This is a genomic window from Thioalkalivibrio sp. ARh3 (assembly GCF_000377265.1).
In the GTDB taxonomy this organism is placed as follows: Bacteria; Pseudomonadota; Gammaproteobacteria; order Ectothiorhodospirales; family Ectothiorhodospiraceae; genus Thioalkalivibrio; species Thioalkalivibrio thiocyanoxidans.
Genome location: NZ_KB897947.1, coordinates 389691 through 406478 on the forward strand (window position 1 = coordinate 389691; position 16788 = coordinate 406478).

A 16788-nucleotide genomic window follows, 5' to 3' on the forward strand; every position below is an offset into this window, starting at 1 on the left:
TCAGGTGGTGCGGCTTCGCACCACTTCGATCTTGTTTCAGTCCAGCATGCCCGCGAGGTGTTCGCGCGCGGCCGCGACCTGGCGCAGGACCTGCTCCGGGGCGGTACCACCGGTCAGGTTGCGGGCAGCGGCGGAGCCCTCCGGGGTCAGCACGGTGTAGACGTCGTCGCCCACCGCCTCGCTGATGGCCTGCAGGTCGGACAGCGGCAGTTCCGCCAGGTCGACCCCGCGCTCCTGCGCGACCCGCACCGCACGGCCCACGACCTCGTGGGCATCGCGGAAGGCCACACCCCGACCGACCAGGTAGTCGGCGAGATCCGTTGCCGTGGCAAAGCCCTTGGTCGTGGCGGCCAGGGTGTTCTCCGCGCGCACCTCCAGGTTGGGCACCATGTCGGCGAACGCGCGCAGCGAGCCGAGCAGGGTGTCCACGGTATCGAACAGCGGTTCCTTGTCCTCCTGATTGTCCTTGTTGTAGGCCAGCGGCTGGCCCTTCATCAGGGTCAGCAGGGACATCAGGTGGCCATAGACCCGGCCGGTCTTGCCGCGCACCAGCTCGGGCACGTCCGGGTTCTTCTTCTGCGGCATGATCGACGAACCGGTGCAGTAGCGATCCGGCAGGTCGATGAACGCGAACTGCGCGCTGGTCCAGAGGATCAGCTCCTCGGCCTGTCGCGACAGGTGCATCATCAGGGTCGCCGCCGCGGCGGTGAATTCGATCGCGAAGTCGCGATCCGAGACCGCGTCCAGCGAGTTGCGCGTCACCCCGTCAAAACCCAGCAGCTCGGCGGTGTACTCGCGATCCAGCGGGTATGGCGTTCCGGCCAGCGCGGCCGCGCCCAGCGGGAGGACGTTGACCCGCGCCCGGCAGTCCACCAGGCGCCGGGCATCGCGCTCCAGCATCTCGTACCAGGCCAGCATGTGGTGACCGAAGGTCACCGGCTGCGCGGTCTGCAGGTGGGTGAAACCGGGCATCACCGTCGCGGCCTCGCGCTCGGCCAGATCCACCAGCCCGCGCTGGTACCCCCGGATCAGGGCGAGGATGTCGTCGATCGCGGCGCGCAGCCACAGGCGGATGTCGGTCGCCACCTGGTCATTGCGCGAGCGGCCGGTGTGCAGCTTCTTGCCGACATCACCGATGCGCTCGATCAGCCGCGCCTCGATGTTCATGTGCACGTCTTCGCGGCCGATCTGCCACTCGAACTCGCCGGCGGCGATCTCGTCGCGGATGGCATCCAGCCCCTGCAGGATCTGTTCGGCCTCGGCGTCGGTCAGCACGCCGACCTTCGCCAGCATGCGCGCATGCGCCTGCGAGCCCTGGATGTCCTCGCGGTACAGGCGCTGGTCGAACTCGACCGAGGCGGTAAAGCGTTCGACAAAGGCATCGGTGGGCTCGGAGAAACGGCCACCCCAGAGCTTGGCCTCGCCCTCGGGGGCGGGGGCCTGCGGCTTGTCGCGTGCGGAATCCTGCGTCATGGTGCACCCTGAACCGGGTTGGAAAGACCCGGAAGTATAAGGGAGACACGCCACAGTGTCCCCGACCAATTACAAGGATGGGCAGCACCCGGAGGGGAGACGGGTCGTGAGGGCACCTGCGCCGGACGACGAGACCACCGAGCTGGCGAAGCAATCGCCGCTGCCGGATTTCTGCAGCGCCGAGACGCTGTTGCGCGTGTTGATGGTCGCAGTACTGCTGGCCCTGGCAGTCACCCTGCTGCGCGGGGGCGGGCAGGACTGGGTGCCGGGGCTGGCCCTGCATGCGCTGTTCATCTTCTGGGTCGCCCTGACCAGCCTGCTGATCCTGTGCGCCGGCAAGCGACTGCTGGTGCGCCTGCCCCTGTGGGGCCAGATCGTCCTGCCCCCGCTGGTGCCGATCGCCAACACGGCGGCGGTCTTCCTCGGGGCCGAGGGGCTGCAGCTGGCCGATCCGGCCTGGCGCTGGCCGGCGATCGCGGTGGCCACGATCCTGAGCCTGGTGGCGATGCACTATCTCTATCTGCAGGCGGCCTGGCAGCGCGAGACCCGGGCGGTCTCGCGGGCCCGCGAACAGGCGATGCGAGCCCGGCTGCGGCCGCATTTTCTCTACAACAGCATGAACACCATCGCGGGGTTGTGCCGCAGCGATCCCCCGCGCGCGGAACAGGTCACGCTGGATCTGGCGGATCTCTTTCGCGCCACCTTCGCGACCGGGGATCGCCAGTCCCTGCGGGCGGAACTGGAACTGGTGCGCGCGTTCCTGAATATCGAGCAGACCCGCTTTGGCGAACGCCTCCAGGTGGAGTGGGACTGCCCGGACCAGGCCGGCCTGGACGTCAGCGTGCCCACCCTGATCCTGCAGCCGCTGGCGGAAAACGCGATTCAGCACGGCATCGGACCGGCGCGTGGTCCCGGCTTCGTGCGCGTTCGTTGTTGGCTCGACTCCGGCACGGTGATGCTGTCGCTGACCAACAGTGTCGACCCGGAGGCGAACAGCGAGGGAACCGGCACCGCCACCGATGCCGTGCGCCTGCGCCTGCGCCATGCGTTCGGCGATCGGTTCCGCTTCGAGACCGAGTCCCGGGAACGCGAGTTCGAGGTCCGCATGCGCCTGCCACTGGAACGGGGGGATTAACATGTCGAGTGAAGCCTTGCGCGTCCTGATCGTGGACGACGAACCCATCGCGCGCCAGCGCCTGGCGGGGCTGGTGGCTGACGCCGGACACCAGGTAATCGGAGAGGCGGGCGAGGCGATTGGCGCACGCGATGCCATTACCCGCGAAGGGCCCGATCTGGTCCTTCTGGACGTCGAGATGCCCGGCGAGTCGGGCATGGATCTGGCCGCCGAGATCGGCTCCAGGCGACCCGACCTGATGGTGATCCTGGTGACCGCACATGACCAGTTCAGCCTGGATGCCTTCGAGGCCGGCGTGCGCGACTACGTGCTCAAGCCCGTGCGTGGCGATCGCCTGAGCCAGGCCCTGGAGCGCGCGGCCCGGTACAGGACGGGACCCTCGGCGCCCGCTCCGCAGACCGTTCGCCTGACCATCGGGCGGCGCGAGGAGCGCGTGGCCCTGGCTCGTATTGCCTACTTCGCGGCCGAGGACGGCTACGTGATTGCGCGTGGCGAACAGCTCGAGGGGTTTGTGGATACGCGACTGCGCGAACTGGAGGCCCGATTCGGCGATGCCCTTTTGTGCGTGCGCCGGGGCTACCTGGTGGTACGCACGGCGATCCGGGGGCTGGAGACGCGCGGCCCGGCCGATCACCGCCTGCTGTTTCACGGCAACGTGGACCCCGTCCCTGTCAGCCGCCGTCAGCTGTCGCAGGTACGGGCTTTCCTGCGCGGCGATCTGGCATAGCAGGGAGGAAAGCCCCTGGATCAGGCTGGGTTCGGGCCACTTCGCCGAAACCGTTATACTACGGCGCTTTATTCTCCAGCCGCCGGACCACGGACCCCGCATGAAACCCCTGCGTATCGCCACTCGAAAAAGCCCGCTCGCCATGTGGCAGGCGGAACATGTTGCCGCGCGCCTGCGGGAACTGCACCCGGATCGGCCGGTGGAGCTGGTCGGCATGACCACCCAGGGCGACCGCGTGCTCGACTCCCCCCTGGCCCGGATCGGCGGCAAGGGGCTGTTCGTGAAGGAGCTGGAGATCGCGATGCTGGAAGATCGTGCGGATATCGCGGTGCATTCGGTCAAGGACGTGCCCATGGAGCTGCCGGCGGACCTGGTGCTGCCGGTCATCCTCGACCGGGAGGACCCGCTGGATGCGTTCGTCTCCAACACCTATGCCCATGTCGACGAGCTGCCCCAGGGCGCGCGCGTGGGTTCGTCCAGCCTGCGTCGGCAGTGCCAGCTGCGTGCGCGGCGGCCGGATCTGCACATCACGGATCTGCGCGGCAACGTGAACACCCGGCTGGGCAAGCTGGATGCCGGCGAATACGACGCGATCCTGCTGGCGGCAGCCGGACTGAAGCGCCTCGGGTTCGACGAGCGCATCCGCGCCCGCCTGGAACCGGCGGTCAGCCTGCCGGCCGTGGGGCAGGGGGCGATCGCCATCGAGTGCCGCGAGAACGACCCGGAGATCGCTGCGCTGATCGCACCCCTGAACGACCGCGACACCTCCGACCGCGTACGCGCCGAACGCGCGTTCAATCGCCGCCTGGAGGGCGGCTGCCAGGTACCGCTGGCCGCCCACGCAACCCTGGACGGCGACCGGCTGCACCTGGACGGTCTGGTCGGCGCGGTCGATGGCAGCCAGCTCCTGCGACGCCAGGTGGAAGGGCCGCGAGGGGACGCGGAGGCCCTTGGGGTGCAACTGGCCGAACAGCTGCTGGAACTGGGGGCCGGCGAGCTGCTGGCCGCCGCCCATGCCGAAAACGCAGCCTCCACGAAAGGATCCTGAAGATGGCCGATCTGGATATCATGAAGCCCACCGCCGACGGCCCCCTGAACGGCTGCGGGATCCTGGTCACGCGGCCGGCGGCGCAGGCCGAGGAGTTCTGCACCCTGCTGGCCGGCGATGGCGCCGAGGTGATTCGCTTTCCGGTGCTGGAGATCCTGGCGCCCAGCGACCCGACCAATCTGCGCGCGGTGCTGGATCAGCTGGACTCCTTCGACATCGCGGTCTTTATCAGCCCGAACGCGGTGCAGCGGGTGCTGAACCTGGCGCTGGCCGATCGCGCCTGGCCCGAGGGGACACGGATCGCGGCCATCGGCAACCGGACCGCGAAGGAGCTGAAGGGCTTCGGCCTGAATGTGGATATCGCCCCGCCGCGGCGCTTCGACAGCGAGGCGCTGCTGGAACAGCCGGCCATGCAGGACGTGGCCGGCCAGCGTGTGGTGATCTTTCGCGGCGACGGCGGGCGCGAATACCTCGGCGATACGCTGAAATCACGTGGCGCGGAGGTCACCTTTGCCGAGGCCTATCGCCGCGGTCGCCCGGAGGGCGATACCGGCGCGCTGATGTATGCATTCTCACGCGACCAGATCGACATCATCACCATCACCAGTGGAGAGGGCCTGCGCAATCTCTACGAGATGGTCGGCAAGCTCGGGCGCATGTGGCTGCGCAAGACACCGCTGGTGGTAGGTTCCGAACGCATCGGCGAGATCGCGCAGGAGCTGGGGTTCAAGGCCACCGTGGAGGTCGCCGAGGATCCGACCGACGCCGCAATGCAGCTGGCGGTGCAGCGCCTGGCCGCGCAACTCGCGACTAGTTAGCGACCTCGTGGGGCGCGGCCGGCTCGAAGCTGTCGTAGTAGAGCTGCTCCGTCGGTAGCCCCGCGGCGAGGAAGGCATTGGTCGCCGCCTCGATCATCGCCGGCGGGCCGGCCATGTAGACATCGAAGCCGGACAGGTCCGGGTATTCGGCCAGTACCGCATCGTGCGGCCAGCCCGCGACAGCCGCGAACCCGGCCGCCGTATCCGCCGGGACATCGGACAGCACCGGCGTAAACCGGAAGTGTTCGCCATGCTCGGCGCTCATGCGGCCGAGCCATTCGGGGGCGTAAATCCCCTCTGCACTGCGCGCGCCCCAGAACAGGTGGTGCGGGCGGTCGAAGCCCTCGACCGCCAGATGGTCCAGCATCCCCTTGAGCGGGCCGAAGCCCGTGCCGCCGCCGACGAACAGGCGCGGTCGCTCTGATTCCTCGTCGACAAAGAACGTGCCGAGCGGCCCCTCGATACGCAGCAGCGCCTTCGGCTGCATCTCCTGGAACACCATCTTCGAGAAGCGCCCACCCTCCAGATGGCGCACATGCAGGACCAGCTGTTCGTCGTCATGCGGGGCATTGGCCAGCGAGTAGCTGCGACGCCCGCCGCCCTTGAGCAGGACATCCAGGTACTGTCCGGCGAGGAACTGCATGCGCTCGGTAGCGGGGAGCTGCAGGCGCAGCTCCATCACGTCATCGGCCAGGCGGTTCAGTTGCGCGACGCGACAGGGCAGCGTCTTCACGACGATGTCCTTGGCCGCGCCGATCTCGCGGACCTCGATCTCCAGATCATCCACCGGGACCGCCTGGCAGAACAGTGCCCAGCCATCGGCCAGTTCCGCCTCGGTAATGCCCGGCGGCTTGGTCGGCCCGTGGTCCACTTCGCCCGCGAGCACGCGACCCTTGCAGGATCCGCAGGCGCCGTTGCGGCAGCCGTAGGGGAATGCAAACCCCTGCCGCAGCGCGGCCTCGAGTACCGTCTCGTCGTCCTCGACCTCGAGCTGCTGCCCGCTGGGCTGGATGATCACGTCAAAGGCCATGCGCTGTTCCTCGCACCTCAAACAAAGGGGCTCATTGTCGCCACGGCCCGGGCGAACGCAAGCAACCCCGGAAGCGGCATGTGGCGATGCCGGGGGTGCAATCCACAGGCGGGATGGGGCAGACTCGGGGCGCCAGACACAGGCAGGGAGAAAGGAATGCAGGGAGAAAAATGGGTGGCCGCACTGGCCGCTGGCGGGCTGATGCTGCTTGGCGGCTGTGCGGCCAACGAAACCCGTGAAGCGGACTCGCGGGCCGATGCAGGGGCCGAGGCCACCGCCGAGGTGACCGATCCGGAGGTGATCGTTACGGTGCCGGAGCGCTTCGCCTACAGCGAGGATGCGACGGTGGCCGAGGCCATTCGCCGCGAATGCGAGCTGGAGGAACGCTTCCCCGGCTTCGTCCAGGAGTTCGGGGCGCGCCACGATGTGCGGGTCGAGACCGATGCAGACGTAGGCCCCGATGATGCCGGAAAGGTGCTGATGGTGGAGATCACCCAGGCCCGCAATGACGGCAATGCCTGGTCCGGACACCGGTCCCTGGCGGAGGCCGAGGGCACGCTGTACGAGAACGGCGAGGCAGTGGCCGAATTCACCTCGCGCCGGGTCTCCGGTGGCGGCGCGTTCGGCGGTTTCAAGGGCAGCTGCTCGGTAATGGGGCGCACGGTACGGGCCATGGGCTCCGACATCGCGGCCTGGGTGCGGCTACCCGAGGACGGCGCACACCTGGGCAACTAGGAGTCTGTCGGGCGGGGCTGTAGCGACCGCTACAGCCCCAGCTCGTCCCAGAGGGCATCCACCCGCTCGCGTACGGCCGGATCCATCGTGATCGGTCGGCCCCACTCGCGCTCGGTCTCGCCCGGCCACTTGGAGGTCGCGTCCATACCCATCTTGGAGCCCAGCCCCGATACTGGCGAGGCGAAATCCAGATAGTCGATCGGCGTGTTCTCCACCAGCGTCGTATCGCGCGCGGGGTCCATGCGCGTTGTAATCGCCCAGATCACATCGTTCCAGTCGCGCGTGTTCACGTCATCATCGACGACGATCACGAATTTTGTGTACATGAACTGGCGCAGAAACGACCACACGCCCATCATCACGCGCTTCGCGTGGCCGGGGTACTGCTTGCGCATGGAGACCACCGCCATTCGATAGGAGCAGCCCTCCGGTGGCAGGTAGAAGTCCACGATCTCCGGAAACTGCTTCTGCAGGATCGGGATGAAGACCTCGTTCAGGGCAACCCCCAGGACCGCCGGTTCGTCGGGCGGGCGCCCGGTGTAGGTGGAATGGTAGATCGGCTGGTCGCGGTGGGTGATACGGTCGATGGTGAACACCGGAAATTCGTCCACCTCGTTGTAGTAACCGGTGTGATCGCCGAACGGTCCCTCCGGCGCGGTTTCGCCGGGGTGGATATGGCCCTCCAGCACGAACTCGGCCGATGCCGGCACCTCGAGATCGGAACCGATGCAGCGGGTGACCTCGGTGCGGCTGCCGCGCAGCAGACCGGCAAAGGCATACTCCGACAGCGTATCCGGCACCGGAGTGACCGCGCCGAGGATGGTCGCGGGATCGGCGCCCAGGGCCACCGCAATGGGAAAGGGCTCGCCCGGGCGGGCCTGGCACCACTCCCGATAGTCCAGCGCGCCCCCGCGGTGCGACAGCCAGCGCATGATCACGCGATTGCGACCAATCACCTGCTGACGGTAGATGCCGAGGTTCTGCCGCGACTTCTCCGGACCACGGGTCACGACCAGCCCCCAGGTGATCAGCGGCCCGGCATCCCCGGGCCAGCAGGTCTGAACCGGGAGGGTCGACAGATCCACGTCGTCACCTTCGATCACGTGGCGCTGGCAGGCAGCGCCGCGGGTCTTCTTCGGCGCCATGTCGAGCACCTTGCGGAACACGGGCAGCTGTTCCCAGGCCGCTCGCAGCCCCTTGGGCGGGTCCGGCTGCTTGAGAAAGGCCAGTAGCCGGCCAACCTCGCGCAGGGCCTCTACCGAGTCCTCGCCCATGCCCATGGCGACCCGCTCCGGTGTGCCGAACAGGTTGGCCAGCACCGGGATCTCGGAACCCCTGGGGTTCTCGAACAGCAACGCAGGGCCGCCGGCGCGCAGCACACGATCGGCGATCTCGGTCATCTCCAGGTTCGGGTCGATCTCGGTGGTGATGCGCTTGAGCTCGCCGCGGGCCTCGAGCCCATCGATGAAATCACGCAGGTCCCTGTATTTCACGGGTATCTCCCAGGGCACGGCCGGTGGCCGGGCCTAGTCGCTGAATTCGGCCCAGACGGGGGCGTGGTCGGAGGGCCGTTCCCAGCCGCGGGGCTCGCGGTCGATCCCCGCAGCGGTCAGGCGTTTCTGCAAGGCCGGGCTGGCCAGCACCAGGTCGATGCGCAGGCCACGGTTGCGCCGGAACGAGGCGGCGCGATAGTCGAACCAGGAGAATTCCCCCTCCGGCTGATCGAACGCACGGAAGGTGTCCGCGAGGCCCAGCTCCGTGATGGCCGCCAGGGCCTCGCGTTCCGGGGTCGAGCAGAGGATGCGCTCGTGCCAGGCCTCGGGATCGTGTACGTCACGGTCCTCCGGGGCGATATTGAAATCACCCAGGACCACCAGATTCGGGTGCGCCTCGATCTCGGCGGCCAGCCAGGCGCGCATGCGCGCCAGCCAGTCGAGTTTGTAGGCGTACTTTTCGGTGCCTACGTTTTCGCCGTTCACCACATAGAGATTGACGACGCGGGTATCGCCGACCGTGGCCGCCAGGATGCGGCGCTGGGCATCCTCTAACCCGGGCGGGTCGGTGACCACGTCGGTCGCCTGGCTGCGCGAGAGGATGGCCACGCCGTTATAGGTCTTCTGGCCAGAGTAAACGACCTCGTAACCGGCATCCTGGATGGCGCTGACCGGGAAGTTCTCGTCGGTCAGCTTGGTCTCCTGCAGTGCGAGGATGTCGGTGCGCGAGCGGCCCAGCCAGTCGAGGACCTGGGGCAGGCGGACCTTCAGCGAGTTGACGTTCCAGCTGGCGATCTTCACGCGGCATCCTCCAGGCCGCTGTGGCGCAATAGCGCATCGATTTCGGGGTCACGTCCCCGAAACGCCCGGAACGAGTCGGCCGCGGGTCGCGAGGCCCCCACTTCCAGGATCTCGCGCAGATAGGCCGCTCCGACGTCGGGCGAGAACAGCCCCTCCTCCTCGAAGCGCGCAAAGGCATCGGCAGAGAGGACTTCCGCCCACTTGTAGCTGTAATAGCCCGCCGCGTAGCCGCCAGCAAAGATATGAGCGAAGCCATGGGGGAAGCGGTTGAACGCCGGCGGCCGGACCACCGCGACCTCGTCGCGGACCGCTTCCAGGAGATCGAGGATGGCCTGTGCACTGTCCGGTGCCGGACCCGCGTGCAGACGCATGTCGAACAGGGAGAACTCGACCTGGCGCAGCAGCTGGAGCGCCGCATGGAAGTGGCGGGTATCGACCAGGCGCTGGTAGAGGTCGTCCGGCATGGGCTCGCCAGTCTCGTGGTGACGAGCGAACAGATCCAGGGCCTCGCGCTCCCAGCACCAGTTCTCCATGAACTGGCTTGGCAGCTCCACCGCGTCCCATTCGACCCCATTGATCCCGGCAATCTCGGGCTCGTTCACGCGCGTAAGCATGTGGTGGAGACCGTGGCCGAATTCATGGAACAGGGTGATGACCTCGTCGTGCGTAAACAGAGCCGGCTTGCCATCCACGGGCGGGGTGGAGTTGCAGGTCATGAACGCGACCGGGACCTGCTGGGCGTCGGCGGAGACAAAACGCTGGCGGCAGACATCCATCCAGGCGCCACCGCGCTTGTTCTTGCGAGCGTAAAGATCGAAGTAGAAGCCGGCACGTTCGACACCGTTGGAATCAATAACACGGTAGTAGAGCACGTCGTCGTGCCAGCATTCGACACTCGGGTCGGCCTCGAAACGCACGCCAAACAGGCGCTCGACCAGACGGAACAGACCCTCGACAACCTGGGTGGCGGGGAAATAAGGCTTCAGCATCGTCTGGCTCAGGCCCAGGCGTCGTTCACGCATCTTCTCGGCGGCATAGGCCATGTCCCAGGCCTCGAGGGAATCGAGCCCCAGCTCCTCGCGCGCGAAGGTACGCAGTTCCTGCAGATCCTGCTCGGCCCGGGGGCGCGCGCGCCGGGCGAGGTCCTGCAGAAAAGTGTCGACCTGGGCGGCGGTCTCGGCCATCTTGGTCGCCAGCGAACGCTCGGCGTAGTGCCCGAACCCGGTGATACCTGCCTTCTCCTCCCGCAGCTGGAGGATTTCGACCATCACTTCGCTGTTATCGAAGCGGCCTGCATCGGGGCCCTGTTCAGATGCACGGGTCGCGAAGGCCTCGTAGACCCGGCGACGCAGGTCGCGATCGTCCGCGTGGCTCATGACGGCGAAATAGCTGGGAAAGTCGAGGGTGACAAGGTAGCCGGTCTGTTCGTGGGCACGGGCGTTCTGGGCGAGCATCGCCTGTTCGGCGGCCGGGACGCCCGAGAGTGCGTCCGGGTCGTCGGTCTGCCAGGTCCAGGACTGGGTCGCATCGAGGACGTTCTCCTCGAAGCGGGCCGTCAGCTCGGACAGACGGGAGTCGATCTCGCGCAGGCGAGCACGCGCATCCTCGGGGAGATCGACGCCGCTCAGATGGAAATCACGCAGGGCGTCATCGATGACCTTGCGCCGTTCGGGCGAGAGCTGGGCGTACTCCGGGCCATCGGCGAGGCGGCGGAAGGCGGCATACAGGCCCTGGTGCTGCGACACCCAGCTGCCGAACTCGGACAGCTTGGGCAGGCAGGCATTGTAGGCCTGACGCAGTTCAGGGCTGTTCATCACCGCATTCAGGTGACCAACCGGCGCCCATACCTGGGAGAGTCGGGCATCCAGGTGCTGGAGCGGTGCGACCAGGCCTTCCCAGGTGGGGGCCTCGCCGGCCTGCGCAACGAGCTGTTCGATCCCGTCGCGATTCTCCTGGAGGACGGTATCGAGCGCCGGTATCACGTGTTCGGGGGCGATCGATCGAAACGCCGGCAGACGATCCGTTTGCAGCAGGGGATTGGGCACGGAGACTCCTGGTTCGACTAGGAAGGGAATTATGCCATTCGGACCGCAACCCCGGGAGGGTGTTCCGGGGGTTGCGCGCCTCGATTCTGCACAGAAACCGTCCGGTCGACTCAGCGCGAAGTCTTGTCGGATGAAGGGGGCTGCAGGGGGAGGTAACGGCCCATGCCCGCGAGCCACGCAAGCGGTGCGTAGAAGGGGGCGCGCCGCGTACGCTGATACGCGTCCAGGGCGCTGTTGTAACGGACCAGGGTGTCCCGGATCGCCTGGTCCAGAGCGGCCACTCGGCGGCCCGCTTCCCCTTCTTTTTCGGCTTTTAAATCAAGACCTTGTGACGATATTGAATCCCAGAGGCTCCTGATCTCGCGTTCGGCCTCGGCGACTGTAGTCAGATCCCCCTGGCGACGGGCAGTCTCCTGGCGCTGCAAGGATCGATGCAGGTCTCGCAGGGCGGCGGGACCACGATCTCCGCCTTCGGTACAGACCTGCTGCAGGTGACCGTTTCGCTGCACCAGGAGGCGCTCCAGCTGGTCCCATGCCCCGACCACCCGCCGTTCCTGCACAGCCAGATGGGAATACAAGCGGGCGATCGCCAGTGTCAGAGCGACGAGCCCGACAATCGCAAGGATGACGAGGATCGCCATCAGTCACTACACGTCGACGTTCTCCGCACTGAGGGCCCGCGTCTCGATGAAATCGCGACGGGGTTCGACCTGGTCGCCCATCAGGGTGGTGAAGATCTCGTCGGCCCGGATCGCGTCCTCGACGCGAACCTGGAGGAGCCGCCGCGTTTCCGGATTCATGGTGGTCTCCCACAGCTGTTCCGGGTTCATCTCGCCAAGGCCCTTGTAGCGCTGGGTGGCAAGGCCACGGCGGCCCTCGTGAAGCAGCCACTCCATCGCCTCGGAGAAACCCTGGATGCGGTGAACCCGTTCGCCACGCTTGATGTAGGCACCGGAATCCAGCAGGGCATTCAGCCGGGCCGACAGATCCAGGATGGTCTGGAAATCGCGGGACGCCAGGGTGTCGTCGGTGATGTATTGCGAGAGGGCCGCCCCATGCTCGATGCGATCGAGGCTCAGCTGGGCATGGCCGTCGACGTCGGTGACGGGCCCGAGGCTGTAGCGGGTGGCACCCGCCCGGTCACTGGAGATGCTTTCGAGTATCCGGGCAAACCAGGCTTGAACGTCAGGGTTAGTGACACTGCGCGGTTCGGGAATGGCGTCCGCCTCGAGCATCGCCCAAAGGATGCGCGAATCGTACAGGCGACCCAGCCGCTCGACGGCTCGCGCAGCCTTCTGATAACCCTTGACCAGTTCTTCAAAGGCCTCGCCGGTCACCGGCGGGGCCTCGGGGCCCGGATAGAGCGCCGCGCCGTCCAGAGCAAGCGAGACCACGATTTCACCCATCTCGGCCTCGTCCCGGACATACTGCTCGCGCTTGCCGCGCTTGATCTTGTACAGCGGGGGCTGGGCGATGTACACGTGGCCGCGCTCGATCAGCTCGGGCATCTGCCGGAAGAAGAAGGTCAACAACAGGGTGCGGATGTGCGAGCCGTCGACGTCCGCGTCAGTCATGATGATGATGCGGTGGTAGCGCAGCTTGTCCGGATCGTATTCGTCCTTGCCAATCCCGCAACCGAGTGCCGTAATGAGCGTGCCGACCTCGGCGGAGCCGAGCATGCGGTCGAACCGGGCCCGCTCGACATTCAGGATCTTGCCCTTGAGCGGCAGGATCGCCTGGAAGTGACGGTCGCGACCCTGCTTTGCCGATCCGCCCGCAGAATCACCCTCCACCAGATAGAGCTCGGAATGGGCCGGGTCCTTTTCCTGGCAATCCGCGAGCTTGCCGGGCAGACCGGCGACATCCAGCGCCCCCTTGCGGCGTGTGACCTCCCGCGCCTTGCGGGCTGCCTCGCGGGCGCGCGCGGCCTCGAGCACCTTATCGGTGATCGCCTTGGCCTCGGTGGGGTTCTCCAGCAGGAAGTTGTGTACGGCATCTGACAGAACGCTATCGACGATCGGCTTGACCTCGGAGGACACGAGCTTGTCCTTGGTCTGCGACGAGAACTTCGGGTCGGGCACCTTAACCGACAGCACCGCAGTCAGGCCTTCGCGCATGTCATCGCCGGCAGTGGCGACCTTGGCCTTCTTGATCAGACCCTCGTTCTCCAGGTACTGATTGATCGTGCGCGTAAGGGCCGCGCGAAAACCGGCCATGTGAGTGCCGCCATCGCGCTGCGGGATATTGTTGGTGTAGCAGAAGATGTTCTCCTGGTAGGAGTCATTCCACTGCAGGGCCACCTCCACGACATAGTCATCTTCGCGGGTCTGGTTCGCATAGACAACGGTCGGGTGGAGAGCCGTTTTCTTCTGGTTCAGGTGTTCGACAAATGCGCGGATACCGCCCTCGAACAGAAAGGTCTCCTCGCGGTTGTCGCGCTGGTCGCGCAGCGTAATCCTTACACCGGAATTCAGGAACGAGAGTTCACGCAGGCGCTTGGCCAGGATCTCGTAATGGAATTCGATACCGCTGAAGATCTCCGCGCTCGGGCGGAACCAGATCCGGGTCCCGGTCCGGTCGGTCGGACCGGCGACCGCCAGCGCGGTTTCCGGGACGCCGAGGTGGTAGGTCTGCTCGTGGCGCTCGCCGGCGCGGTGGATCTCCAGGCGCAGCTCTTCCGACAGGGCATTGACCACCGAGACACCCACACCGTGCAGCCCCCCGGAAACCTTGTAGGAGTTGTTGTCGAACTTGCCCCCGGCGTGCAGTACCGTGAGGATCACCTCCGCCGCGGACTTGCCTTCTTCTTCGTGGATATCCACCGGGATGCCACGACCGTTATCCGAGACCGACACGGCGTTGTCTTCGTGGATCGTCACCTCGATGGTGTCGCAGTGGCCGGCGAGGGCCTCGTCGATCGAGTTGTCGACGACTTCGAACACCATATGGTGGAGCCCCGTCCCGTCATCGGTATCGCCGATGTACATACCGGGACGCTTGCGCACGGCATCCAGGCCCTTGAGGACACGGATCTGGGAAGAATCGTAGGTTTCGGGATCGAGCGGTTCAGTTTCGGACATGGAGTGCGGTATCCGGCCGGTGGCAGACACTGCAGTATAACCCAAAGACAGGGGCCGGGCGGACCTCAGGCCGGAGACACGACACCATGTTCCACGTGAAACAACTGGGTCGAGTCGGCACGGTCCAGCCCCGGGATCACCGGGTCCACCGCGGTCACCAGCACCTGCCATCCATAACTCGACAGGCCAGTCATCAGACCTTCCACTGCGTCGACATCCAGTTCCGAGACAACATCATCCAGGAGCACGACTGGAGCCCGGCCCCTCTGCGCCTCGAGCATCCCCGCCTGCCCACCGGTCAGCGCCACAATCAGGCGCTTTTGCTCACCCCTCGACGCCTCGGCCGCCGGCCGACCCTCGAAACGCAGCTCGATGTCCGCACGCTGCGGACCGACCTGCCCGAACCCGCGCTCCATATCCGACGCCCGACTCCGATCAATCGCCTCCGCAAGCGATCGGTCCCGATCCCAGCCCACCCGAAGCCGCAGCCGAAAACCGTCCAGACGTTCGGAGAAGCCAAATGCAGCGGCCGCCCTCGCGGTACTCGCTTGCCAGCTTTCGATGTAGCCCTCACGAGCCGAGGTAATCTTTTCCCCGGCCTCGATCAGCGGTCGCTCGAACTCGCGCACCGCCCGATGATCGCCGGTGCGCAGCGCCGCATTCCGTTGCTCGTGTGCCCGACGCCATTGCTGCCACTGCCGCCGATACGACGCCTCGGAGTGAAAGCAGCCCCAGTCCAGAAGCCGACGCCGCTCTTCCGGCGAACCGGTCAGGAGCTCGAACGAGCCCGCATGCAGTACCCGTACAGGAAGCCATTCGGCCACACTGGCGTGCCCCTCCATCCAGCGACCATCCAGGCGCGAGCGGCGCGCACCCTCCCAGTTGACCCCCAGGCGATGCACCCCGCCCTGGCGGTCCCGCACCTGACCGCCAACCCACAAAGATTTCTTCCCAGATGTCACCACCCTGCGAAGCTGCGGCGTCCGAAACGATCGACCCGCCGCGAGCACATGGCAGGCCTCCAGCACCGAGGTCTTGCCCGCACCATTCGGGCCGACGAGACGGTTGATGCCGCTACCCGGCTCGAAGGCCTGCTCCACGAGATTGCGCACACCATGCCACCACAGGGCTTCCAGCACGACGAGCGATCACCCCACCGCGACTAAAGTCGCATCGGCATCACGACGTAGCGCGCGCCGCCCGGTGGCTCAGCCTGGACCAGGATCGAAGAATTCCCATCGCGCAGACCGATCCGAACCTGATCCGTCTCGATCGCATTGAGTACATCGACCAGGTAACCAAGATTGAACCCGATCTCCATCGCCGGCCCCTGGTATTCCGCCTCGACAGATTCCTGCGCCTCTTCACGATCCGCATTGTGCGTCATTACCTGACACCCTTGATCCCCGAGCGTCATCCGGACGCCGCGATACTTGTCCGACGCCACAATCGCCACTCGCCCGAGTGCCTGCTTGAGGCGTTCCCGCTCCACCGTAAGCGTCGCCGGCAAATCCGTCGGGATGACGCGCTCGTAATCCGGGAAACGGCCTTCGATGACCTTGCTGCGTAGCACCGCTTCTCCCAGATCGAACAGCACCTGGTCATCGCTGAAGCCCACTCGCACCGGCACATCATCGTCGGAGAGATTGCGCCGCAGCTCTGCGATCGTCTTGCGCGGCACGATCTTCTCCACACGCCCGTCGACCGCCTGATCGAGTTCAGCCTCTGCCAGCGCCAGGCGATGCCCATCGGTCGCCACGGCCCGCAGACTTGGCCCACTGCCCACGAGCAACAATCCTTGCAAGTAGTAGCGCACATCCTGCTGCGCCATTGAGAACATCGTTGCCTCCAACAACCGCCGCAGCCGATTCTGCGGGATATCCAGGGTCCACTCTGCACTCTTGCTCTCCCAGTCCGGGAAATCCGCACCCGGAAGAGTCGCGAGACTGAAGCGGGAACCGGCGAACCCGACCGACATCCGCTCGCCATCGATCGTCGCCCGAATTTCGCTTTCTTCCGGTGCCGCCTTTACCACATCCAGCAACTTGCGCACCGATACCGTCACATCGCATTCGCCCGGGATTGTTCCGGCAGCCCCGCCCTGCCAGGCCAGCTCCAGGTCCGTCGTATCCATCCGGATTCCGCCACGTTCGTCCGGGCGTAAGCGGACGTTACCAAGTATCGGCATCGTCAAGCGCTTCTCGGCCGCCCCAACAATCCGTTGCAGGGCATCAGTCATCGCTTCGCGCTGGAAAGAGAGTTCCATGGCGGTGTCCTGTAATTGGGTTTAAGTAATTTAAAACTGATAATAATAAGGCCCGCGGCTCCCTGTGAGGAAAACCGTTATCTGTTTGACTTTAATGATTTTTTAAGGCTCTCAGCGGTCCTGAATCCTCTGCAAGG

14 protein-coding genes are annotated in these 16788 nt (G+C 66.1%); 5 read left to right on the forward strand and 9 right to left on the reverse strand.

Annotated elements, in window-relative coordinates; genetic code table 11:
* Positions 1-36: 36 nt before the first annotated feature.
* A complete protein-coding gene (gene argH / locus C995_RS0101815) occupies positions 37-1473 on the reverse strand; it encodes an argininosuccinate lyase (RefSeq protein ID WP_018863303.1) in 1437 nt (478 codons plus the stop codon).
* A gap of 106 nt (positions 1474-1579) precedes the next feature.
* Here argH and C995_RS0101820 point away from each other — a divergent pair, with 106 nt between their 5' ends.
* The 4 genes from C995_RS0101820 to C995_RS0101835 all read left to right on the forward strand — a co-directional run bounded on the left by C995_RS0101820 (position 1580) and on the right by C995_RS0101835 (position 5201).
* Positions 1580-2608 carry a sensor histidine kinase gene (locus C995_RS0101820; protein WP_018863304.1) on the forward strand — a complete coding sequence of 343 codons (1029 nt, stop codon included), beginning with the start codon at positions 1580-1582 and terminating at the stop codon, positions 2606-2608.
* Between the two features lies 1 nt (position 2609).
* Positions 2610-3335 carry a LytTR family DNA-binding domain-containing protein gene (locus C995_RS0101825; protein WP_026278883.1) on the forward strand — a complete coding sequence of 242 codons (726 nt, stop codon included), beginning with the start codon at positions 2610-2612 and terminating at the stop codon, positions 3333-3335.
* Between the two features lie 100 nt (positions 3336-3435).
* Positions 3436-4383 (forward strand): hydroxymethylbilane synthase, encoded by a 948-nt coding sequence (hemC, locus tag C995_RS0101830; protein WP_081618858.1) that lies wholly within the window; start codon positions 3436-3438, stop codon positions 4381-4383.
* 2 nt (positions 4384-4385) lie between these two features.
* The gene (locus tag C995_RS0101835; RefSeq protein WP_018863307.1) at positions 4386-5201 is read left to right on the forward strand and encodes a uroporphyrinogen-III synthase; all 816 of its coding nucleotides are present in this window, start codon (positions 4386-4388) and stop codon (positions 5199-5201) included.
* On the opposite strand, the gene C995_RS0101840 is transcribed toward C995_RS0101835, so the two are convergent.
* Entirely contained in the window at positions 5194-6231 is a 1038-nt protein-coding gene (locus C995_RS0101840) for a CDP-6-deoxy-delta-3,4-glucoseen reductase (protein WP_018863308.1), read from the reverse strand. The two genes, C995_RS0101835 and C995_RS0101840, sit on opposite strands and share 8 nt — an antisense overlap.
* Before the next feature lie 156 nt (positions 6232-6387).
* On the opposite strand from C995_RS0101840, the gene C995_RS0101845 reads away from it, so the two are divergent.
* Positions 6388-6966 carry a hypothetical protein gene (locus C995_RS0101845; protein WP_018863309.1) on the forward strand — a complete coding sequence of 193 codons (579 nt, stop codon included), beginning with the start codon at positions 6388-6390 and terminating at the stop codon, positions 6964-6966.
* A 29-nt stretch (positions 6967-6995) separates the two neighbouring features.
* On the opposite strand, the gene ubiD is transcribed toward C995_RS0101845, so the two are convergent.
* From ubiD to dnaN, 7 genes are all read right to left on the reverse strand, one after another.
* Positions 6996-8459: a 4-hydroxy-3-polyprenylbenzoate decarboxylase gene (gene ubiD, locus C995_RS0101850; protein WP_018863310.1), complete on the reverse strand. Its 1464-nt coding sequence runs from the start codon at positions 8457-8459 to the stop codon at positions 6996-6998.
* Positions 8460-8492: 33 nt separating this feature from the next.
* Entirely contained in the window at positions 8493-9260 is a 768-nt protein-coding gene (gene xth / locus C995_RS0101855; protein WP_018863311.1) for an exodeoxyribonuclease III, read from the reverse strand.
* On the reverse strand, positions 9257-11305 hold the full coding sequence (locus C995_RS0101860) for a M3 family metallopeptidase (protein ID WP_018863312.1): 2049 nt from the start codon (positions 11303-11305) through the stop codon (positions 9257-9259). The genes xth and C995_RS0101860 overlap by 4 nt, the downstream gene beginning before the upstream one ends.
* Before the next feature lie 110 nt (positions 11306-11415).
* A complete protein-coding gene (locus tag C995_RS0101865) occupies positions 11416-11946 on the reverse strand; it encodes a hypothetical protein (RefSeq protein WP_018863313.1) in 531 nt (176 codons plus the stop codon).
* A 6-nt stretch (positions 11947-11952) separates the two neighbouring features.
* Entirely contained in the window at positions 11953-14385 is a 2433-nt protein-coding gene (gene gyrB / locus C995_RS0101870; RefSeq protein ID WP_018863314.1) for a DNA topoisomerase (ATP-hydrolyzing) subunit B, read from the reverse strand.
* A 65-nt stretch (positions 14386-14450) separates the two neighbouring features.
* Positions 14451-15524, reverse strand: a complete 1074-nt coding sequence (locus C995_RS0101875; protein ID WP_018863315.1) for a DNA replication/repair protein RecF — start codon at positions 15522-15524, stop codon at positions 14451-14453.
* 23 nt (positions 15525-15547) lie between these two features.
* A complete protein-coding gene (gene dnaN / locus C995_RS0101880; RefSeq protein ID WP_026278884.1) occupies positions 15548-16651 on the reverse strand; it encodes a DNA polymerase III subunit beta in 1104 nt (367 codons plus the stop codon).
* Positions 16652-16788: the final 137 nt, after the last annotated feature.

Excerpts from the sequence above, each read along its gene's own strand:
- dnaN (WP_026278884.1), bottom strand. The coding sequence starts at position 16,651 with ATGGAACTCTCTTTCCAGCGCGAAGCGATGACTGATGCCCTGCAACGG.
- gyrB (WP_018863314.1), bottom strand. The coding sequence starts at position 14,385 with ATGTCCGAAACTGAACCGCTCGATCCCGAAACCTACGATTCTTCCCAG.
- hemC (WP_081618858.1), top strand. The coding sequence starts at position 3,436 with ATGAAACCCCTGCGTATCGCCACTCGAAAAAGCCCGCTCGCCATGTGG.
- C995_RS0101835 (WP_018863307.1), top strand. The coding sequence starts at position 4,386 with ATGGCCGATCTGGATATCATGAAGCCCACCGCCGACGGCCCCCTGAAC.
- C995_RS0101825 (WP_026278883.1), top strand. The coding sequence starts at position 2,610 with ATGTCGAGTGAAGCCTTGCGCGTCCTGATCGTGGACGACGAACCCATC.
- C995_RS0101840 (WP_018863308.1), bottom strand. The coding sequence starts at position 6,231 with ATGGCCTTTGACGTGATCATCCAGCCCAGCGGGCAGCAGCTCGAGGTC.
- C995_RS0101865 (WP_018863313.1), bottom strand. The coding sequence starts at position 11,946 with ATGGCGATCCTCGTCATCCTTGCGATTGTCGGGCTCGTCGCTCTGACA.
- argH (WP_018863303.1), bottom strand. The coding sequence starts at position 1,473 with ATGACGCAGGATTCCGCACGCGACAAGCCGCAGGCCCCCGCCCCCGAG.
- C995_RS0101845 (WP_018863309.1), top strand. The coding sequence starts at position 6,388 with ATGCAGGGAGAAAAATGGGTGGCCGCACTGGCCGCTGGCGGGCTGATG.